14 protein-coding genes are annotated in these 19097 nt (G+C 72.5%); 7 read left to right on the top strand and 7 right to left on the bottom strand.

The genetic code is table 11. From position 1 onward, the window contains the following. Positions 1-48 precede the first annotated feature (48 nt). The 5 genes from tsaE to ACZ4W9_RS01845 form a co-directional block, all read right to left on the bottom strand. The gene (tsaE, locus tag ACZ4W9_RS01825; RefSeq protein WP_467932506.1) at positions 49-567 is read right to left on the bottom strand and encodes a tRNA (adenosine(37)-N6)-threonylcarbamoyltransferase complex ATPase subunit type 1 TsaE; all 519 of its coding nucleotides are present in this window, start codon (positions 565-567) and stop codon (positions 49-51) included. Further along, complete coding sequence (locus ACZ4W9_RS01830; RefSeq protein ID WP_467932507.1) at positions 527-1792, bottom strand: alpha/beta fold hydrolase; 1266 nt, start codon at positions 1790-1792, stop codon at positions 527-529. The genes tsaE and ACZ4W9_RS01830 overlap by 41 nt, the downstream gene beginning before the upstream one ends. A 122-nt stretch (positions 1793-1914) precedes the next feature. Further along, positions 1915-3084: an alanine racemase gene (gene alr / locus ACZ4W9_RS01835; RefSeq protein ID WP_467932508.1), complete on the bottom strand. Its 1170-nt coding sequence runs from the start codon at positions 3082-3084 to the stop codon at positions 1915-1917. Between the two features lie 336 nt (positions 3085-3420). Continuing rightward, positions 3421-4854 carry an NAD(P)H-hydrate dehydratase gene (locus ACZ4W9_RS01840; protein WP_467932509.1) on the bottom strand — a complete coding sequence of 478 codons (1434 nt, stop codon included), beginning with the start codon at positions 4852-4854 and terminating at the stop codon, positions 3421-3423. A 53-nt stretch (positions 4855-4907) separates the two neighbouring features. Next, the gene (locus ACZ4W9_RS01845) at positions 4908-5279 is read right to left on the bottom strand and encodes a holo-ACP synthase (RefSeq protein ID WP_467932510.1); all 372 of its coding nucleotides are present in this window, start codon (positions 5277-5279) and stop codon (positions 4908-4910) included. A 64-nt stretch (positions 5280-5343) separates the two neighbouring features. Here ACZ4W9_RS01845 and ACZ4W9_RS01850 point away from each other — a divergent pair, with 64 nt between their 5' ends. Together ACZ4W9_RS01850 and ACZ4W9_RS01855 are read left to right on the top strand one after the other, a co-directional pair. After that, entirely contained in the window at positions 5344-6126 is a 783-nt protein-coding gene (locus ACZ4W9_RS01850) for an SDR family NAD(P)-dependent oxidoreductase (RefSeq protein ID WP_467932512.1), read from the top strand. A gap of 116 nt (positions 6127-6242) precedes the next feature. Continuing rightward, positions 6243-6593: a hypothetical protein gene (locus ACZ4W9_RS01855; protein ID WP_467932513.1), complete on the top strand. Its 351-nt coding sequence runs from the start codon at positions 6243-6245 to the stop codon at positions 6591-6593. Positions 6594-6671: 78 nt separating this feature from the next. Here the strand turns inward: ACZ4W9_RS01855 and glmS are convergent, their stop codons facing one another. Then, positions 6672-8519, bottom strand: coding sequence for a glutamine--fructose-6-phosphate transaminase (isomerizing) (gene glmS, locus ACZ4W9_RS01860; protein WP_467932514.1), 1848 nt, complete (start codon positions 8517-8519; stop codon positions 6672-6674). 557 nt (positions 8520-9076) lie between these two features. Here glmS and ACZ4W9_RS01865 point away from each other — a divergent pair. The 5 genes from ACZ4W9_RS01865 (at position 9077) to ACZ4W9_RS01885 (ending at position 17612) form a co-directional block, all read left to right on the top strand. Beyond that, a complete protein-coding gene (locus ACZ4W9_RS01865; RefSeq protein ID WP_467932516.1) occupies positions 9077-9778 on the top strand; it encodes a hypothetical protein in 702 nt (233 codons plus the stop codon). Further along, positions 9779-14068 (top strand): RICIN domain-containing protein, encoded by a 4290-nt coding sequence (locus ACZ4W9_RS01870; protein WP_467932518.1) that lies wholly within the window; start codon positions 9779-9781, stop codon positions 14066-14068. 116 nt (positions 14069-14184) lie between these two features. Further along, positions 14185-15531 (top strand): hypothetical protein, encoded by a 1347-nt coding sequence (locus ACZ4W9_RS01875; RefSeq protein WP_467932519.1) that lies wholly within the window; start codon positions 14185-14187, stop codon positions 15529-15531. A 161-nt stretch (positions 15532-15692) separates the two neighbouring features. After that, positions 15693-16661, top strand: a complete 969-nt coding sequence (gene coaA, locus ACZ4W9_RS01880) for a type I pantothenate kinase (protein WP_467932760.1) — start codon at positions 15693-15695, stop codon at positions 16659-16661. 21 nt (positions 16662-16682) lie between these two features. Next, positions 16683-17612: a DUF389 domain-containing protein gene (locus ACZ4W9_RS01885; protein WP_467932520.1), complete on the top strand. Its 930-nt coding sequence runs from the start codon at positions 16683-16685 to the stop codon at positions 17610-17612. Between the two features lie 37 nt (positions 17613-17649). Here ACZ4W9_RS01885 and glmM read toward each other — a convergent pair whose 3' ends face one another. After that, positions 17650-19008, bottom strand: coding sequence for a phosphoglucosamine mutase (glmM, locus tag ACZ4W9_RS01890; protein WP_467932522.1), 1359 nt, complete (start codon positions 19006-19008; stop codon positions 17650-17652). Between the last annotated feature and the right edge of the window lie 89 nt (positions 19009-19097).

Consider the following 19097-nt stretch of genomic DNA (forward strand, 5'->3'; position numbering starts at 1 on the left):
CCGGCCGGCCGCGCGTCCCTCGCCCGGCCGCCCCCGGTGCGCGGATGCTCAGCCCGTCAGCGTCGCCAGGTCCGCCTCGGACCAGCGCTCCCCCAGCCCGGTCAGGGTCACGTGCCGGACCTCGTCCGTCGTGTCGCCGACCGCGCGGTGGATGGTGACCTGGAGGCGGTCCTCGGTCAGTTCCTCGACCTTGCCCTCGCCCCACTCCACGACGATCACCGAGTCGGGCAGCGAGACGTCGAGGTCCAGATCCTCCATCTCGTCCAGGCCGCCGGCCAGGCGGTAGGCGTCGACGTGCACGAGGGGCGGGCCGTCGCCGAGGGACGGGTGGACCCGGGCGATCACGAAGGTCGGCGAGGTCACCGCGCCGCGTACGCCGAGGCCCTCGCCGAGCCCGCGGGTCAGGGTCGTCTTGCCCGCGCCGAGTTCCCCGCTGAGCATCACCAGGTCGCCCGCGCGCAGCAGCTTGGCCAGCCGTCGGCCCAGCTCCCGCATCTGCTCGGGGGAGGTGATCGTCAGGCGGATCTCAGCGGCCTCGTGCGCTGCTGGTGCTGCTGGTCGTTCCATAGCCTCTTACGGTAGCCCCTGCGGGCACGGCGCCCGCGCGGGTGAGCAGGTCGGCGAGCCGGTCGGTGACCGCTTCCGGGTGCTCCAGCATCACCAGGTGCCCGGCGTCCGGCACGAGCACCAGCTCGGCGTCCGGCAGCAGGCCGGCCATGGCCTCGCTGTGCTCGCTGGGCGTGACCAGGTCCCGCACGCCGGCCAGCACCAGCACCGGCACGTCCCGGAAGCGGGCGAGCGCCTCCGTCTTGTCGTGGTCGGCGAACGCCGGGTAGAACTCGGCGACGACGTCGATCGGGGTGGACTCGATCATCCGCTCGGCGAACCGTTCCACCGCCGGGTCGACGTCCCGGCCCGCGAACGAGTACCGCTTGATGATCCCGGCGAACAGGTCGGCGGTGGCCCGGCGCCCCTTCTCCACCAGCTCCGCCTGCCGGCCGAGGGCCCGGAGCACCCCGGGCAGGACCCGGCGCACCGCGTTGACGCCGGCCACCGGGAGCCCGAAGTTGACCTCGCCGAGCCTTCCGGACGACGAGCCCACGAAGGCGGCGGCGACCACCCGGTCCCGGATCAGCTCGGGGTACTGGGCGGCCAGCGCCATCACCGTCATCCCGCCCATGGAGTGGCCGACCAGCACCACCGGGCCGTCGGGCACGGCGGCGTCGAGCACGGCCTTCAGGTCCCGGCCGAGCTGGTCGATGGTGACGGGCTCCCCGTCCCGGGTCTGCGCCACGCCCCGCGCGGACCGGCCGTGGCTGCGCTGGTCCCAGTGCACGGTCCGGACCACCCCGCGCAGGGCGGCCCGCTGGAAGTGCCAGGAGTCCTGGCTGAGGCAGTAGCCGTGGCAGAAGACCACGGTGACCGGGGCGGGCGCCTTGCGGCCGAACAGCCGGCGCCGGCGCGGGGAGACCTCCGGTTCCCGGTCGGACTCCGTCTCGTCGACCTCGTAGTACAGCTCGGTCCCGTCGTCGGCGTGCGCCGTGCCGGGGGTGCCGCGCAGGGTGCCGTACGGGCCCGTCGCGTCCAGCGCCAGCCGGGCCTTGCGGCGCATCCCGCGCCCCACCGTCATCCGCTCCACGGCGACACCGGCCGCCGCGCCCGCGGCGAGGACGCCCAGCGCGGCACCGGCGATGCCGGTCGCCCTGCGCCAGCTCCCGGCCGCCCGCGCGGCGGAGACGGCGGCGGCCGAGGCGACGACGTCCGCCACGGCCTCCGCGCTGCTCTCGCTCACGTACCGCTCCTCTTCGCCTGCTGGACTTCGCCTGGGTGGGTGAAACGGACGGTGCCGCCGGGGTGCGGGTGGGACCAGGCACCGCCGGTGGGGCCGGAAGTGCGGGCCGCCGCCGGGACGGGTTACCCGGCTTCCCGCTCGTTCACATGGACGCGGGGGACCCGGGTGCCGATGCGGGTGACGATCTCGTACGCGATCGTGCCGCAGGCCTGCGCCCAGTCCTCGGCGGTGGGCTCGCCCCGGTCGCCCGGTCCGAAGAGCACCGCCTCGGTGCCCACCGGGGGCTCGTCGCCGCCGAGGTCCACCACGAACTGGTCCATGGCGACCCGTCCGGCCACCGTCCGCCACTTGCCGTCGACCAGCACCGGACCGGTGCCCGAGGCGTGCCGCGGGACGCCGTCCGCGTAGCCGACCGGCACGAGGCCGAGGGTGGTCTCGCCGGGGGTGACGTAATGGTGGCCGTAGCTGACGCCGTGGCCGCCCGGGACGCGCTTGACGAGGGCCAGCGAGGCGCTGAGCGTCATCACCGGGCGCAGCCCGAAGTCCGCCGGGGTGCCCAGCTCCGGGCTGGGCGAGACGCCGTACATCGCGATGCCCGTGCGGACCAGGTCGAAGTGGGTCTCGGGCAGGGTGAGGGTGGCCGGCGAGTTGGCGATGTGCCGCACCTCGGGGCGTACGCCGCGCTCCTCGGCGTACGCCACCATCTCCCGGAAGCGGGTGAGCTGGGCGGCGATGGAGGGGTGGCCCGGTTCGTCGGCGCACGCGAAGTGGGACCACAGTCCGGTGACGCGGACCAAGCCCTCGGCCTCGGCGCGCAGGGCGGCGCCGACCAGTTCGGCCCAGTCGGCGCCGGGCTGGCAGCCGTTGCGGCCGAGCCCGGTGTCGGCCTTGAGCTGCACGCGCGCGGGCCGGCCCGCCGCGCGGGCGGCGGCGGTGACCTCGCGCAGCGCCCACATGCCGCTGAGCGACACGTCGATGTCGGCCTCGACGGCCTGCCGCCAGGGGCCGCCCGGCGCCCACAGCCAGCACAGCACGCGGCCGGACAGCCCGGCGGCGCGCAGCGCGAGGGCCTCCTCGGCGGTGGCCGTGCCGAGCCAGGTGGCGCCGGCCGCGAGCGCGGCACGGGCGCACGGCACCGCGCCGTGTCCGTAACCGTCGGACTTGACGACGGCCATCACGGCGGCGCTCTTCGCCCGGGCGCGCAGGGCGCGCACGTTGGCGCGCAGGGCGCCCAGATCGATCTCGGCGCGGGCGCGCAGGGCGGCGGTCGGCTCAGCTGCTGTCTCAGTCATCGCGCCCCAGTCTCTCAGAGCCCGCCGACGGCCCCCGGCGCCACCGGCCCGCCCCGAGAGCGACGGCCCCCCGAACCCGCACGGCCCGCCCCCCCCCGCCGCCGCCCGGGCAAGGGCACCACCCCGACCGGCGGGACGCGCAGCGCCACCGACACCGGCCAGGGCAGGCCGGGCCACAGGAGCCCGGCGCCCCGGACCCACACGGCCCGGCGGCCACCCGGAGGTCCGGGCAGACCCGGAAACCCGGCGCCTCGAACCCACGCGGGCCGACAGCCGGCAGCACCCGGGCAAACCGGGAAGGGCAGCGCCCGGGGCCGGCCGCCGGCATCCGGCGCCTCAGTCCCGTACGTTCCGCCACGCCTGCGGGATGTGGGCCGCCACGTCGTGTGCCCCGGCCGGGGCGCCGTCCGCGGCGAAACGGCCCGCCAGTCCGTGCAGGTAGGCGGCCACGCTGCCGGCGTCCAGCGCGTCCAGTCCGGCCGCCAGCAGGGAGCCGGCGAGGCCGGAGAGCACGTCGCCGCTGCCGGCCGTGGCCAGCCAGGGCGTGCCGGTGGGGTTGACCCGTACCGGTCCGCCCCCGGGGGCGGCGACCAGGGTCGTGGAGCCCTTGAGCAGGACCGTCGCCCGGTACGCCGCGGCCAGTTCGCGCACCGCGGCCAGCCGGCCGGCCTCGACCTCCTCGCGCCGCACCCCCAGCAGCGCGGCGGCCTCCCCCGCGTGCGGGGTCATCAGCGTCGGCGCCGTACGCCGCCGTACCGCGTCCCGGCCGGCCAGCCGCAGCCCGTCCGCGTCGAGCAGCACGGGCACGTCGGTCGCCAGCACCTCGGCCACGGTCGCCGCGTCGTCCCCGGCGCCCGGCCCGGTCACCCACGCCTGCACCCGCCCGGCCCCGGCGGGTCCGGCGTCGGAGACGAGGGTCTCCGGGAAGCGCGCGAGGACCGCGTCCCCGGCCGGGCCGACGTACCGTACGGCCCCGGCCCCGCCGCGCAGCGCCCCGGACACGGCCAGCACGGCCGCGCCCGGGTACCGCGCCGAGCCCGCCGCGATCCCGACGACCCCGCGCCGGTACTTGTCGCTCTCCGCCTCCGGCGTCGGCAACAGCCGTGCCACGTCGGCGTGTTGCAGGGCCTGGAGCACGGCGTCGGCGGGCGGCGGCTCGATGCCGATGCCGACGAACCGGACCACCCCGGCGTACTCCCGCGCGGGATCCACCAGCAGTCCGGGCTTGTACGCGCCGAAGGTGACGGTCAGGTCGGCGCGCAGCGCGGCCCCCCGCACCTCGCCGGTGTCCGCGTCGACGCCGCTGGGCAGGTCCACGGCGACGACGGCGGCCCCGGAGCGCGCCACCGCCTCGGCGAGCCGGGCGGCGTCCGGCCGCAGCCCGCCCTTGCCGCCGATGCCGACGATCCCGTCCACGACCAGACGGGCCCGGGCGATCGCCGCCCCGGCGCGGTCCGCCGTGACGGCCCGGCCGCCCGCCCGGCGCAGCGCGGCGAGCCCGCCCGCGTGGGTCCGTTCGGGCGCCAGCAGGACGGCGGTCACCCCGGCGCCGCGCCGGGCCAGCCGGGCCCCCGCGTACAGGGCGTCCCCGCCGTTGTCCCCGCTGCCGACCAGCAGCACCACCCGGCTGCCGGACACCCGCCCGAGCAGTCCGGCGCAGGCGGCGGCCAGCCCGGCGGCGGCCCGCTGCATCAGCGCTCCCTCCGGGAGCCGCGCCATCAGGGCCCGTTCGGCCGCCCTTACCGTCTCCACGCTGTACGCAGTACGCATGGCACCGAGTCTGCCCCCGATCCCCCGCCGTCCACACCCGCGCGCCGGCGCGGTCAGCCCTCGGCGATCACCACGGCCGAGGCGACACCGGCGTCGTGGCTGAGCGAGACGTGCCAGGCCCGGACGCCCAGGTCCGCCGCACACGCGGCCACCGTGCCCTTCACCCGCAGCCGCGGCTGCCCGCTCTCCTCCACGTACACCTCGGCGTCGGTCCAGTGCAGTCCCGGCGGCGCCCCCAGCGCCTTGGCCAGCGCCTCCTTGGCGGCGAACCGGGCCGCCAGCGAGGCGATGCCGCGCCGTTCCCCGCTGGGCAGCAGCAGCTCGCGCTCCACGAACAACCGGGCCGCCAGCCCCGGCGTCCGCTCCAGGGACGCCCGGAACCGGTCGATCTCGGCGACGTCGATGCCCACCCCGATGATGCTCATGGCCAGCACCCTACGACCCCGGCCGACGGCGTCCCGGCGACACCACGTCGCCTACGCTGCGGGCATGACCTCATCGAACGCTTATCTCTCCGGCCTGTTCTCGCTGGACGGCCGTGTCGCGCTGGTGACCGGGGGCAGCTCGGGCATCGGGCGGGCCATCGCGGGGGCGCTGGCGCGGGCCGGGGCACGGGTGGTGATCGTGGCCCGGCGCGAGGCGGAACTGGCCGAGACCGTCGCGGAGTTGGCCGCCGACGGCTGCCGGGCGGCGTGGGTGAGCGGCGATCTGGGCAGCCGGGACGGGGTGCGCCGGGCCGCCGAGGACGCGGCGGCCGTGTTCGGGGAGCCCGACATCCTCGTCAACTCCGCCGGGATCAACCTGCGTCCGCCGCTGGGAGAGCTGGGCGAGGACGTGTGGGACGCCACCATGGCGGTGAACCTGGAGGCGCCGTTCCTGCTGGGGCAGCGGTTCGGGCCGGGGATGGCCGAGCGGGGCTTCGGCCGGATCATCCACGTCAGCTCCCAGCAGGCGCACCGGGCGTTCGTGCAGAGCGGGGCGTACGGCGTGTCGAAGGGCGCGCTGGAGTCGCTGGCCCGCTCGCAGGCCGAGGCGTGGTCGCCGTACGGGGTCACCAGCAACACCCTGGTGCCGGGCTTCGTGATGACCCCGCTCAACGCGCGGCTGTCGGCCGACCCGGAGCGGGTGGCGGCCCTGGCCGCGCGCACGATGACCGGCCGCAACGGCCTGGCCGAGGACTTCGCGGGCGCGGCCGTGTTCCTGGCGAGCCGCGCCTCCGCCTATGTCACCGGCCAGTCGGTCCACGTGGACGGCGGCCTGTCCGTCCACTGAGCACCCGCGTACAACGCCCTCAAGATCACGGCCGGGCGGGTGCCCAGTAGCCTTCCGGATGACCGGCGTCGCGCACGTTCCAGCGCGGCGCCCGCACCCAACGGGAGGACAAGATCTTGAAGTCGAGGTTCCTGGGCAGCGCGCTCACCACCGCCGCACTCGTCGGCGCGGCCCTCACCGGTACCGTCGCCGGCGCCGGTACCGCCTCCGCGGCGACCCCGCCGAAGGACTGCAGCAAGGCGATCGTCAACGTCAAGGCCAAGCAGACCGTCAACGTCCGCACCTCGCCGAAGACGTCCGCCACGGCCGTCGGCATCTGGGGCAAGGGCCGCAAGGGCGCGCTCTGCAACGACGGCAAGGCCTACAAGGGCGGCTCGTACACGGCCTGCGGCAAGAAGAGCAACCTGTGGTTCTACGGCGGCGACAAGAAGACCGGCTGGGTGCCGAAGACCTGCATCAACTGGTGACCGCCGGCCCCTTGGGGCCGAGCGGGGCGTCCGGGGCGGACGGCGATCGGCCGTCCGCCCCGTCCCGTTCCGGCCGGCTCACTCCACCGTGACGGACTTCGCCAGGTTGCGGGGCTGGTCGACCTCGTTGCCCCGGGCCGTCGCCAGCTCGCAGGCGAAGACCTGCAACGGCACGGTGGCCACCAGCGGCTGGAGGAGCGTCGGCGTGGCCGGGACGCGGATCAGGTGGTCGGCGTAGGGGACGACCGTCTCGTCGCCCTCCTCCGCGATGACGATGGTGCGGGCGCCTCGTGCGCGGATCTCCTGGATGTTGGAGACGATCTTGTCGTGCAGGAGGGACCGGCCGCGCGGTGAGGGGACGACGACCACGACCGGCAGGTCCTCCTCGATCAGCGCGATGGGCCCGTGCTTCAGCTCGCCGGCGGCGAAGCCCTCGGCGTGCATGTAGGCCAGTTCCTTCAGCTTCAGCGCGCCCTCCAGGGCCACCGGGTAGCCGACGTGGCGGCCGAGGAAGAGGACGGTGTTCTTCGTCGCCAGGGTGCGGGCCAGCGCCCGGACCGGCTCCATGGTCTCCAGCACCCGTTCCACCTCGTCCGAGATCCGGGACAGGTCCTTGATGACCGCGTGGACCTCGTCGCCCCACTTGGTGCCGCGCACCTGGCCAAGGTACAGGGCGACCAGGTAGCAGGCGACGAGCTGGGTCAGGAACGCCTTGGTCGAGGCGACGGCGACCTCGGGGCCGGCGTGCGTGTACAGCACGGCGTCGGACTCGCGGGGGATGGTGGAGCCGTTGGTGTTGCAGATCGCCAGCACCTTGGAGCCCTGCTCGCGGGCGTGCCGCAGCGCCATCAGGGTGTCCATGGTCTCGCCGGACTGGGAGATGGCGATCACCAGGGAGCGGCCGTCCAGGATCGGGTCCCGGTAGCGGAACTCGCTGGCCAGCTCGACCTCGCAGGGGATGCGGGTCCAGTGCTCGATGGCGTACTTGGCGATCAGACCGGCGTGGAAGGCCGTGCCGCAGGCGACGATGACGACCTTGTCGACCTCGCGCAGCTCGGAGGGGCTGATCCGCACCTCGTCCAGGGTCAGCGAGCCGGACGGGTCGATGCGGCCGAGCAGGGTGTCGGCGACCGCCTTGGGCTGCTCGGCGATCTCCTTGAGCATGAAGTAGTCGTAGCCGCCCTTCTCGGCGGCCGAGGCGTCCCAGTCGACGTGGTAGGAGCGGACGTCGGCGGGGCGGCCGTCGAAGCCGGTCACCGTGACGCCGTCCCGGCGCAGCTCCACCACCTGGTCCTGGCCCAGCTCGATCGCGGAGCGGGTGTGGGCGATGAACGCGGCGACGTCGGAGGCCAGGAACGCCTCGCCGTCGCCGACGCCCACCACCAGCGGGGAGTTGCGGCGGGCGCCGACCACCACGTCCGGTTCGTCGGCGTGCACGGCGACCAGCGTGAACGCGCCTTCCAGCCGGCGGCACACCAGCCGCATGGCCTCGGCGAGGTCGGCGGTGGCGGAGAACTCCTCCGCGAGCAGGTGGGCGACGACCTCGGTGTCCGTCTCGGACGTCAACGCGTGCCCGCGCTCCGCGAGTTCGGCGCGCAGCAGCGCGAAGTTCTCGATGATGCCGTTGTGCACGACGGCGACCCGGCCGGCGTTGTCCAGGTGCGGGTGGGCGTTGGCGTCCGTGGGGCCGCCGTGGGTGGCCCAGCGGGTGTGCCCGATGCCGGTGGAGCCGGCCGGCAGTGGCCGTTCGGCCAGCTCCTTCTCCAGATTGACCAGCTTCCCGGCCTTCTTCGCGGCGGCCAGCCCCCCGTCCGCGAGCACGGCGACACCCGCCGAGTCGTACCCCCGGTACTCCAGCCGCTTCAGCCCGGCCATCACGACGTCCAGTGCCGACTGTGACCCTACGTATCCCACGATTCCGCACATGAGCGGCAGCCTAAGCGCCACAGCCGATCAGAAACGGCCGAAGCCTGCCCGGAATCGGAAATTCCCACCGTCGTACGAAGCCTGAGGGCGACTCACATCCCGAACCGACGGGAGACGAAAGCAGGCCAACATCAGGAAACCGCCACGTCGACCACACAGAATTCGAACATGAAGCACACAGCATCCGCACGCCCGTAAGAGCTGGTCGGCAAGCACTTCTGCCGCGGCGATCCCGGACCCTACTCACGCGACTTCACGCCAGTCGGTCTAGGGCCGAGATGTGAACGCCTGTCCGAACCGGCGGGCGCCTGCCTAAGGTATCGCCGCGCGTCGACGAAGACCGACCCCTCCGTCCCACGCGCACCACCGAGCGGCCGGGGGAACGGTGTCGCTCACGGGGGAGGGAGCGCATCGTCATGCCGTCGTACCGGCTGTCCGCAGGCGCCGACGCCTGTGGGACCGGACGCATTTGAGGCGCTTCCCGCATCCGTCACTCCTCGGCGCCCTGCGGCCGTTCTCCGGTCCGCACCACCGACGCATCGAGAAGGAAACGTTCTGTGCGCATCAATCCGTACTTACGCCTGCCCGGAAAGCGGAGATTACGCGGTCTGACCTTCGCGGTCACCTCCGTTGCCGCACTGGCCGTTGTGGCCGGTACCGCGGCACAACCCGGTGCGGTCCGGCTGTCCACCGAGCCGGTCTCCGACTCCTACCCCTGGTACGAGGACACTGCCGCGGAGCAGCTGCGGCAAGACCAGTGCCTGATGGGCGAAGTCCTGCGGCTGGGCGGCGCGTCGATGGCCGCGATCGCGCAGGACGGACTGAACCAGCCCGCCGACAAGCTGCATGTCCTTGCCGACCGGCAGCATTGGGAGCAGACCCCGCTCGCTGACGCGTTCAAGAAGGACCGGGTCACAGCCGACAAGGAGCTGGGCGATCTCGCCGCCCTACGGGAGGGCTGGGCGAAACCCCTCGACGGCCTCTCGGCGCCCGCCGGGTTCACCTATTACGACTTCTCCACGCCGCCCGACGGCGAGAAGGGGTTCTACAACCAAACGGGTCTGACCGCCTGGGTCGCCGACCGGTTCTGGAAAACCGGCGCCGACTTCTACGAGGACGCCACTCCGAAGGCCGACGACAAGACCCGCAAGGCTGTCGAGGGGCTCGGCAATCCGTTGTACGCGAAGGACCCCGATCTGGTCCCGGGTCACTGGCCCGAATGGAAACGCGCGTACGACGAGCACAAAGCCTTCGAATGAATGCTCGACTCGGGCGACCACGCGGGCGCTGACGATGCCCGTGTCTTCCTCTCCGCCGGTGGTTTCCCGCGTACCGCACCCCAGCCGGGAACGCCGGAGTTCCGTATCGCCGTGGAGGACATGAAGTCGCGCTTCGCCGCGTGCGGCTGGCGTGACCCGCTGGACCCGGACAACGTACTGGGTGACATCACCTCCGCCGCTGCCGGCGAGTGGCAGCAGGAGATCACTTCCCAGGCCGCCCAGCGCAATCAGATCCTCGACGCCAACAAGACGGCCGTCGGCGCCCTCGCCAAGGGGGCGAAGGCCCTCGGTGACATGCTGGGCAACTCCTGGGCCGCGGACCGCCTCGCGCGTTGGCAGGCCTACTGGATGCCGGGCGGCCTCGGCTGGATCGGCAGTGCTCCGACCGTCATCGAGGTGCACGCCGCACAAGGCAAATGCCTCGACGTCCAGGGCGGCAAGACGGACAACGGAACGCCGGTCCAGGTCTACACGTGCAACGGCACCGACGCGCAGAAGTGGGAGCTCTACGGCAGCGACGACAGCCTCCACCTGCAGAACCTGAAGGCCCTCAAGTGCCTTGACGTCGACGGGAACGCCCCGTCGAACGGCACGAAGATCCAGGTCTGGTCGTGCAACAACTCCCCGGCCCAGACCTGGCAGTCCACCGTGCGCGGTGCCACCAGTCTGCAGAACACCGGTACGGGAAAGTGCCTGGACCTGCACACGTTCGACAACGGCAACGACGCCCAGCTGTACACCTGCAACGGCACCGACGCGCAGAAGTTCGACATCACGCCGTTGGACCACAACGGAACCGACAGGACGGACTACCCGGACAAGGCCCAGTTCGACAAGGCAAGACTCGGGATCGCCGCCGCCCAGCTGAGCGTCCGGCCGCAGCGTGCCGTGATCAGGACCCAGCTCGCGGCCGCACGGCAGGCCGCGGCCTTGTCGGACTCGGCGGTTCAGGCCGCGTACGACATCGCTGACGCCAATGGCGCGCCTCGAGGCCGCGGGCTCCTGGTGGGCCAGCAGAAGGACCAGGTCACCAAGGGAGTGGTGGCTGCTCTGGAGGCGCTGGAGAAGGCCGGTGAGACGGCCGACGCCGCGACCCGTGCCGCCGCCGGGGACAGCGCGACCATCGCCCAGCGTGCGCTGGCGCAGGCGGCGCAGGCGAAGGCGGAGTTCCGCAAGGAGGCCGCGAAGGCGGCCGAGTGGCAGGCCAAGACGGCCGCGGACGCGGCCAGGATCCACCGGGACAACGCCAAGAAGGACAAGGAAACCGCGGAGGCCAGGCTCGCCGACGCGCTCAAGGCCGAGGGCGATGCCAGGGCGGCTGCCGCCGACGCGCACGCCAAGCGGCTCGCGGCCGAGGCCGAGGAGAAAACGGCCCAGGCGGAGAAGGAGAAGGCCGCGGCCAAGCGGGCCGAGGCCGCCGACCACAAGAAGAACGCCGAGTCGGAGGCGACGGAGGCGAAGGACGCCAAGGACAAGGCCGAGACCGCGGAGAAGTCGGCCAAGAGCAGGCGGGACGACGCGGTCAAGGCGCGCGACCACGCTCAGGAGATGCGCAACGACGCCTGGGATGCCGAGCAGAAGGCCGAGGCGGCCCGTGCCAAGGCCTACGCCGAGGAGGCATACGCCGACTCGCTCGACTCCGGTGACGCCGCCGAAGCGGCCCGCACTGCTGCGAACGAGGCGGACAAGGCCGCCGACGATTCCGAGGCCGCGGCGAAACGTGCCCGCTCGGAAGCCGATGCCGCCACCCAGGCTGCCGCCGACGCCGATGCCGCGGCCACCCGTGCCGAGGCGGCGGCCAAACGAGCCCGCTCCGACGCGGACGCCGCCCAGGCCGACAAGCTGAAGGCGGACGCGGCAGTCAGGACCGCCACCAGCGCCGCCGCGGGAGCTGTCAAGGCGTCCCAGAACGCCGCAGCCGAGGCCAGGACGGCCGTCAAGCTCGCCGACGAGGCCGACAAACACGCCAAGGACGCCAAGACACAGGCGGACACCGCCAACCAGGAGGCCGGCAAGGCGGTGGCCGCCGCGGCGAAGGCCGCCGGTTTCGCCCATGTCACCGCCCAGGCAGCCGCGGACGCCCATACAGCGGCCAGGCAGGTCGCCGCTCCCGCCAACGACGCGATCCAGCTCGGTTCCGCCTATGCCGGCACCGACTCGGCCGCAGGGCTCGTCGTACTGACCGGGCAGGCGTCGAAGTCGATCGCCGAACAGCAGCAGGCCGTCGCCGACGCACACGCCAAGAAGGCCGCGGCCGAGGCACAGGCCGCCACGGACCTGGCCGACCAGGCCAAGGGAGACGCCAAGGAGGCCTATCAGCACGCGGCCGGCGCCGCCCGGTACGCCTCCGACGCCCGCACCTACACCAAGGAGGCCCTCGGTTACGCGGCCGACGCCGCCAAGGCCGCCTCGGCCGCCGCTTCGTCCCTGGCCCGCACCGTCGAGTACGACGAACAGGCCACCGAGGACGCCGAGGCCGCTGACAAGGCCGCGGGCAAGGCCGAGAGCCATGCCAAGGACGCCCGCACCTCCGCCGACGCCGCCGAGCTCGACGCCGAAGCCGCCCGCTCCGCCGCCGTCCAGGCCGAACAGGACGCGAAGGACGCCCGGGCCGCGGCCGACCGCGCCGACACCGCCGCGACCGAGGCCGAACAGGCGGCGAAGGACGCCGACAAGTACGCCAAGGAGGCCCAGGAGGCTGCCGACAGGGCCGAAAAGGCCGAAAAGGCCAAGAAGATCGACACCGGTACCGTGGCCGACGAACACGGCCCCATCGGCAACGTGTACTACGTCGTCGACCAAATCGAAAAGGCCGGCGGCCCGGAGGTCGTGAGCAAGACGAAGAGCTGCGACAGCTGGATCAGCAAGCTCTACTACACGGGCGACTGCACGATCACCTCGCGGATCCGGTTCACGGCGACCCTCGACCTGTACCTCTGCGCCGACGAGGCCCCGAGCCCGCAGCAGTACACCTGCCCGACCGATGCGACGAGCTACCTGGGCCAGGTCACGGTCAAGGACCTGTCCCAGACGGTCTCGCACAACATCACGATCGAGGAGTACCAGGAGAACATCGACCCGGTCGACATCCTCTTCGGCAGCTGGATCGACTGCGCCGAGAAGATCGTCCCCGGCGGTGAGAGCGGAAGCCTGGGCGGCTGCGCCTGGGCGGCCCTGGACACCATCTCCCTGTCCGCGGGCAAGATCATCCGGCCCATCGCGGAGGCACTGCGCGCCGTGGACGCCGCCTTCGTCACCGGCGTCGGCGTCCGGGACGCGTTCAAGACCCTCAAGGCACTCGAAGGCGTGGACGCGACAGCGGTCGCGGCGATCGAGAGGGAGGTCGAGCTTTACGAGGAGCTCGTGACCTCGTGCAACCGGAACAGCTTCCCGGGCAGCACCCAGGTGCTGATGGCTGACGGTACCCGGCAATCGATCAAGGACGTCCGGGTCGGGGATCTGGTGCTGGCCACCGACCCGGCCTCCGGTCAGGCGCGGCCGGAGCCGGTCACCGACACCTTCCGGCACAGCGCGGACCATCTGGTCGACATCACCCTGACCAATGGCAGCACTCTGAGGAGCACGACCGGACACCGCGTGTACGTGGCCGAGCGCGGCTGGGTGCGCGTTTCCGACCTACGCGTCGGGGAACGGCTGCGTACAGCCGATGGACTTCTGCAGCCCGTAATCGCTCTGCGTGACCTTACCGGGCTGATTTCCCAGCAGGTCTACGATCTGACCGTCGACGACCTGCACACGTTTTACGTACGTTCTAGGGGGCGGCACGCGAAGGACCTGCTGGTCCACAACTGCACGAACCTCAGCGACGAGGCTCTCTACCCAGAGACAGGTGCGCACACCCTTTCGAAGCACGTCAACCGCTCTCCCAGCCAGGCCGAAGGCGACGCCGCGGAAAACCTGCGCAGGGGCCGGGCCCCGATCAGCACGGTGTGGACCAACGCCGATACCGCCCAGCAGGCCGTCGACCGGGTCCTCGCCCAGTACTTCTTCCCCAACGGCAAGAAGAATGCCGCCAGACGCGCAGCGCTGGACAACTTCCTGGCCAAGCGGGGAAGGTGGGCGGAAGAAGCCGAGTTTCCGATCACGGGTAAATGGGACAGATACGAATCGCTGGGCACCGTGTACAAGGCGAGCGGTCCCCCGGAGGCCGCGGGGAACGAGGTTCGAGTAGTCCTCAAGAGGATTCCGGGCAAGAGGGGGCATGACGGCTTCATCGTGTACACGTCGTATCCGTTGCCCAAGAGGTAGACGTGCGACGGGCACCGGGACACATGGCGTGAACGGCTGACATCGACCCGTGGCGGGCCCGCCCGGCAACGGACGGGCCCACCTGACAACGTCCTCCGAAGGCGGAGCGGTCCATCATGGCGAGACAGCGTGAGCAATACGGCATTCTCTACGAGGGCGACTTCGGCCTCAGTGCGCTCGCGGAAAGACTGGCACTGACGGATGGACGCCGCGAAGAGGAGGAATCGCTGCACCTCGCCTCCGAAGTCGCCGCTGTCGCCGAGGGCGAGGGCGCGGTCGAGCTGGGAGTCGACGTGCGCTGCCTCCTGGACTCACCGTTGTCTGACGACATCATCCGCACTGCATGGCTCGCCGCCACGCACGGGCGCTTCGATCCGGCACAGTGCGAGAGGGGAGTCCGGGGCTGGCTGCTCCGACTCGCCGAACGCTGGCCGGGGACCGAACGCGGGCGGGCCCCCGCGGACTGGCTCACCCGGCCCGGCATCGCCGAGGAGGAACTACGCACAGCCGTCGCCGCGGAGATCCGCGCGTCGTCCGACGCGCTCGACCAAGGCATCGCCGGCAGTGCCCATGTCACGCTGCCTTCCGGGGCCGTCGCCGAGTCGCTGGCTGCGGTCGCCCGGCAGGGCGACGGCGACCTCGCACTGCGGCTGTTCCTGCGCGTGTTGAAGGAGTACGACGTACCCGTCGGCAAGGAACAGTACGACCGTCTCATGGCGCTGGACACCGCACTCGGCTTCCCCGGGCCGCTGGTGTACGCCGGTCTCCACGTGCTCTGGCCTCCCATCGACCCCGCGCGCCGCGACGCCTCGGGGGATTTCGGCCTCTCGGCGCTCACGGCGTGGTTCGAAGGAGACTGGCGGGAGGGCACGGCACGCGAACGTGTGCAGCGAGCCGCGGCCGCCGACGACAGCGCCCAGACCCCGGGCTCGGCAGCGGCACTGCTGCTCGCGGACGCACGCCGACTGGTCGACTCCTCCTTGCCCACCGAGACGATCGAAATCCTGTGGCTGTCCGCCTCAGGCCGGGGCTACAACATCGACCGGCTCGGACTCGACGCGAGGGAATGGCTCCGACTGATCGAAGAGGTGTGTGAGGAACGCCTGGTGGAAATCGCTCCCGGGTACCGCCCTGCCGCACCGCCCGTCCGGACCGGTATGCGGGACGCCGTGCTGTGGGAGGTGCGCGAAGCGGCACCGCTCCTGACGGATGTGAACATCAGCCCGCACTGGGAGCCGATTCCCGGCGCGAGCGCACTGGCCGCTGTCGAGGAGGTCGTCACCGGTGCGGACGCCGACCTCGGCTTCCGGCTGTTGCTGCGGGTGCTCCACATGACCGCCCCGCCCCTCGGCCAAGAGCAGTACAGCCGCTACCAGCAACTCGCCAGGCGGCTCGGTTACGGCGAGGACCACGTCACCGACGTACTGGGACAGCTCGACGTCCTTCCCGCAGGAAGAGGATGACGCCGACGGCGTGGAGAACGGACGGCACCGGCCGTCCCGGGCATGGGACCAGTCGCTCCCCCGCACCCCGAGGCAGGCCCGCAAGGTCACGTGACGCACCCCACCCCGCCACCCCGTTCAAACTCCGTTAACAATGGACTGTGATCTCACCGGTCTCCTCGATGCCCCGGAGCGCCCACCGGCACAGGCCGGAGGCGACTCCCTACGTCGATCTCACCCGCGCCGAGTGGAGCGCGCTGCGCGACAAGACGCCGTTGCCGCTCACCGCCGAGGAGGTGGAGAAGCTCCGCGGGCTCGGTGACGTCATCGACCTGGACGAGGTGCGGGACATCTACCTCCCGCTCTCCCGGCTCCTCAACCTCTACGTCGGCGCCACGGACGGCCTGCGCGGCGCGCTGAACACCTTCCTCGGGGAAAAGGGCTCCCAGTCCGGCACCCCGTTCGTGATAGGCGTCGCCGGCTCCGTGGCCGTCGGCAAGTCCACCGTCGCCCGGCTGCTCCAGGCCCTGCTGTCCCGCTGGCCCGAGCATCCCCGCGTGGAGCTGGTGACGACGGACGGCTTCCTGCTGCCCACCCGGGAGCTGGAGGCCCGCGGCCTGATGTCGCGGAAGGGGTTCCCCGAGTCCTACGACCGCCGGGCCCTGACCCGGTTCGTCGCCGACATCAAGGCCGGCAAGGCCGAGGTGTCCGCGCCGGTCTACTCCCACCTCATCTACGACATCGTGCCGGACGAACGGCTCGTCGTGCGCCGCCCCGACATCCTCATCGTGGAGGGCCTGAACGTCCTCCAGCCCGCCCTGCCCGGCAAGGACGGCCGTACCCGCGTCGGTCTCGCCGACTACTTCGACTTCAGCGTGTACGTCGACGCGAGCGCCGAGGACATCGAGCGCTGGTACCTGAACCGCTTCCGCAAGCTGCGCCGGACGGCCTTCCAGGACCCGTCGTCGTACTTCCGCAAGTACACCCAGGTCTCCGAGGAGGAGGCCCTGGAGTACGCGCGCATGCTCTGGCGGACCATCAACAAGCCGAACCTGGTGGAGAACATCGCGCCGACCCGCGGCCGGGCCGGCCTCATCCTGCGCAAGGGCCCGGACCACACGGTGCAGCGGCTGCGGCTGCGCAAGCTGTAGCCGGTCCGGTTGGATGGGCGCATGCTGCATCTGCGTCTGATCACCCCGGCCGGGACGACGCGGGAGGTGGTGGGCCTGATCGAGCGGACGGTCGGCACCACCCACCTCGTCGTCCTGCCCGGCGCCGCCCGCGACCCGGCCGGCGACCTCGTGCTGTGCGACGTGGCCCGCGAGGCGGGTGACGAACTCATCGCCGGGCTGCGGCGCCTCGGCCTGGAGGACACCGGTTCCATCGCCGTGGACGACATCGGCCTGTCGCTGTCCCGGCGGGCCGAGGAGGCCGAGGAGGCGGCGCCCGGCGAGGGCGCGGACGCGGTGCTGTGGGAGGGCCTGACCGAGGCCACCCACGAGGAGTCGACCCTGACGGTCACCTACCTCGCCTTCATCACCCTGGCCACGATGATCGCCGCCTGCGGTGTCGTCCTGGACAACGCGATCCTGATCGTGGGCGCGATGGCGGTGGGGCCGGAGTTCGGCCCGCTGGCCGGCATCAGCACGGCGCTGGTACGGCGCCGGCCGCGGCTGGCGCTGCGGTCGCTGACCGCTCTGCTGGTGGGCTTCGCCGGGGCGATGGCGGTGACGGTCGGCTTCACGGTGCTCATGGACGTCCTCGGCCTCTTCCACCGGTCCGCCCTGGAGGGCGACCGGCCCAACACCGCGTTCGTGTACGCCCCCGACGCCTTCTCGTTCATCGTGGCGGTCCTGGCCGGCGTCGCCGGCACCCTCTCGCTGACCTCCGCGAAGTCGGGGGCGCTGGTGGGCGTGGCCATCTCGGTGACCACGGTCCCGGCCGCGGCCAACGCGGCGGTGGCGCTGGCCTACGGCGACATGTCACAGACCAGCGGTTCGACCGTGCAGCTCCTGCTGAACCTGCTGGGCATCGTCCTGGCGGGGACCGTCACGCTGCTCGCCCAGAAATACTTCTGGAGGTACCGGCGGCAGCGCCCGTGAGGGGCGCGGGCTCTGCCCCCGCCCCGACGGCCCGGAACTAGCCCAGCGCCGACTTGACGGCGTCGGCCAGCCGTCCGGCGACCGCCCGGGCCTGCTCGATGTCCGCGGCCTCGACCATCACCCGCACCAGCGGTTCCGTCCCCGACGGACGCAGCAGCACCCGCCCGGTCTCGCCGAGTTCGCGCTCCGCCTCGGTGACCGCGGCGGCGAGGTCCGCGGACGTGCGCACCCGCGACTTGTCGACGTCCGGGACGTTGATCAGGACCTGCGGCAGCCGCTCCATGACGGAGGCCAGCTCCCGCAGCGTACGGCCGGTCTGCGCGACCCGTGCCGCCAGCAGCAGGCCGGTCAGCGTGCCGTCGCCGGTGGTCGCGTGGTCGAGGATGATGACGTGCCCGGACTGCTCGCCGCCGAGGGCGTAGCCGTGCTCCTTCATCTCCTCCAGGACGTACCGGTCGCCCACGGCCGTCTGCACCAGCCGGATGCCCGCGCGTTCCATCGCCAGCTTGAAGCCGAGGTTGGACATCACGGTGGCCACCACGGTGTCGGACGGCAGCGCGGACCGCTCCCGCAGCCCCAGCGCGAGCACCGCGAGGATCTGGTCGCCGTCGACCTCCTCGCCGGTGTGGTCCACGGCCAGGCAGCGGTCGGCGTCTCCGTCGTGCGCGATGCCGAGGTCCGCGCCGTGCTCGACGACCGCGGCCTTGAGCAGGTCCAGGTGGGTCGAGCCGCAGCCCTCGTTGATGTTGAGCCCGTCGGGGTCGGCGCCGATCGTGACGACCTGGGCGCCGGCCCGGGCGAACGCCTCCGGCGAGACCCCCGAGGCCGCGCCGTGCGCTTCGTCCAGGACGATCTTCAGGCCGTCGAGCCGGTTGGGCAGCACCGCCAGCAGGTGGGCGACGTACTGCTCGAAGCCCTCGTCGTACGACCGTACGCGGCCCACGCCCGCCCCCGTCGGCCGCTGCCAGGGCTCGCCGTGCCGGTGGGAGTCGTAGACCGCCTCGATCCGGTCCTCCAGCTCGTCGGCGAGTTTGTGGCCGCCGCGGGCGAAGAACTTGATGCCGTTGTCCGGCATGGCGTTGTGGCTGGCGGAGAGCATCACGCCGAGATCGGCGCCGAGCGCGCCGGTCAGGTGCGCCACCGCGGGCGTCGGCAGCACGCCGACCCGCAGGACGTCCACGCCCGCGCTGGCCAGACCGGCCACCACCGCCGCCTCCAGGAACTCCCCGGACGCGCGCGGGTCCCGTCCGACCACCGCCGTCGGCTTGTGGCCCTCGAAGGTGCCCGCCTCGGCCAGTACGTGCGCCGCGGCGACGGAGAGGCCGAGCGCCATCTCGGCCGTGAGATCCGCGTTGGCGACACCGCGCACGCCGTCCGTGCCGAAGAGTCGTCCCACTTGTCCTCCTGAGGAAGCGTCGATGTCGGAAGCGGACCGCGCCGCGTCGGGGTGGCAGGCGCCCGGCATCCGATCACACAAGCCTTTGA

The organism is Streptomyces sp. NPDC029296, from assembly GCF_055569255.1.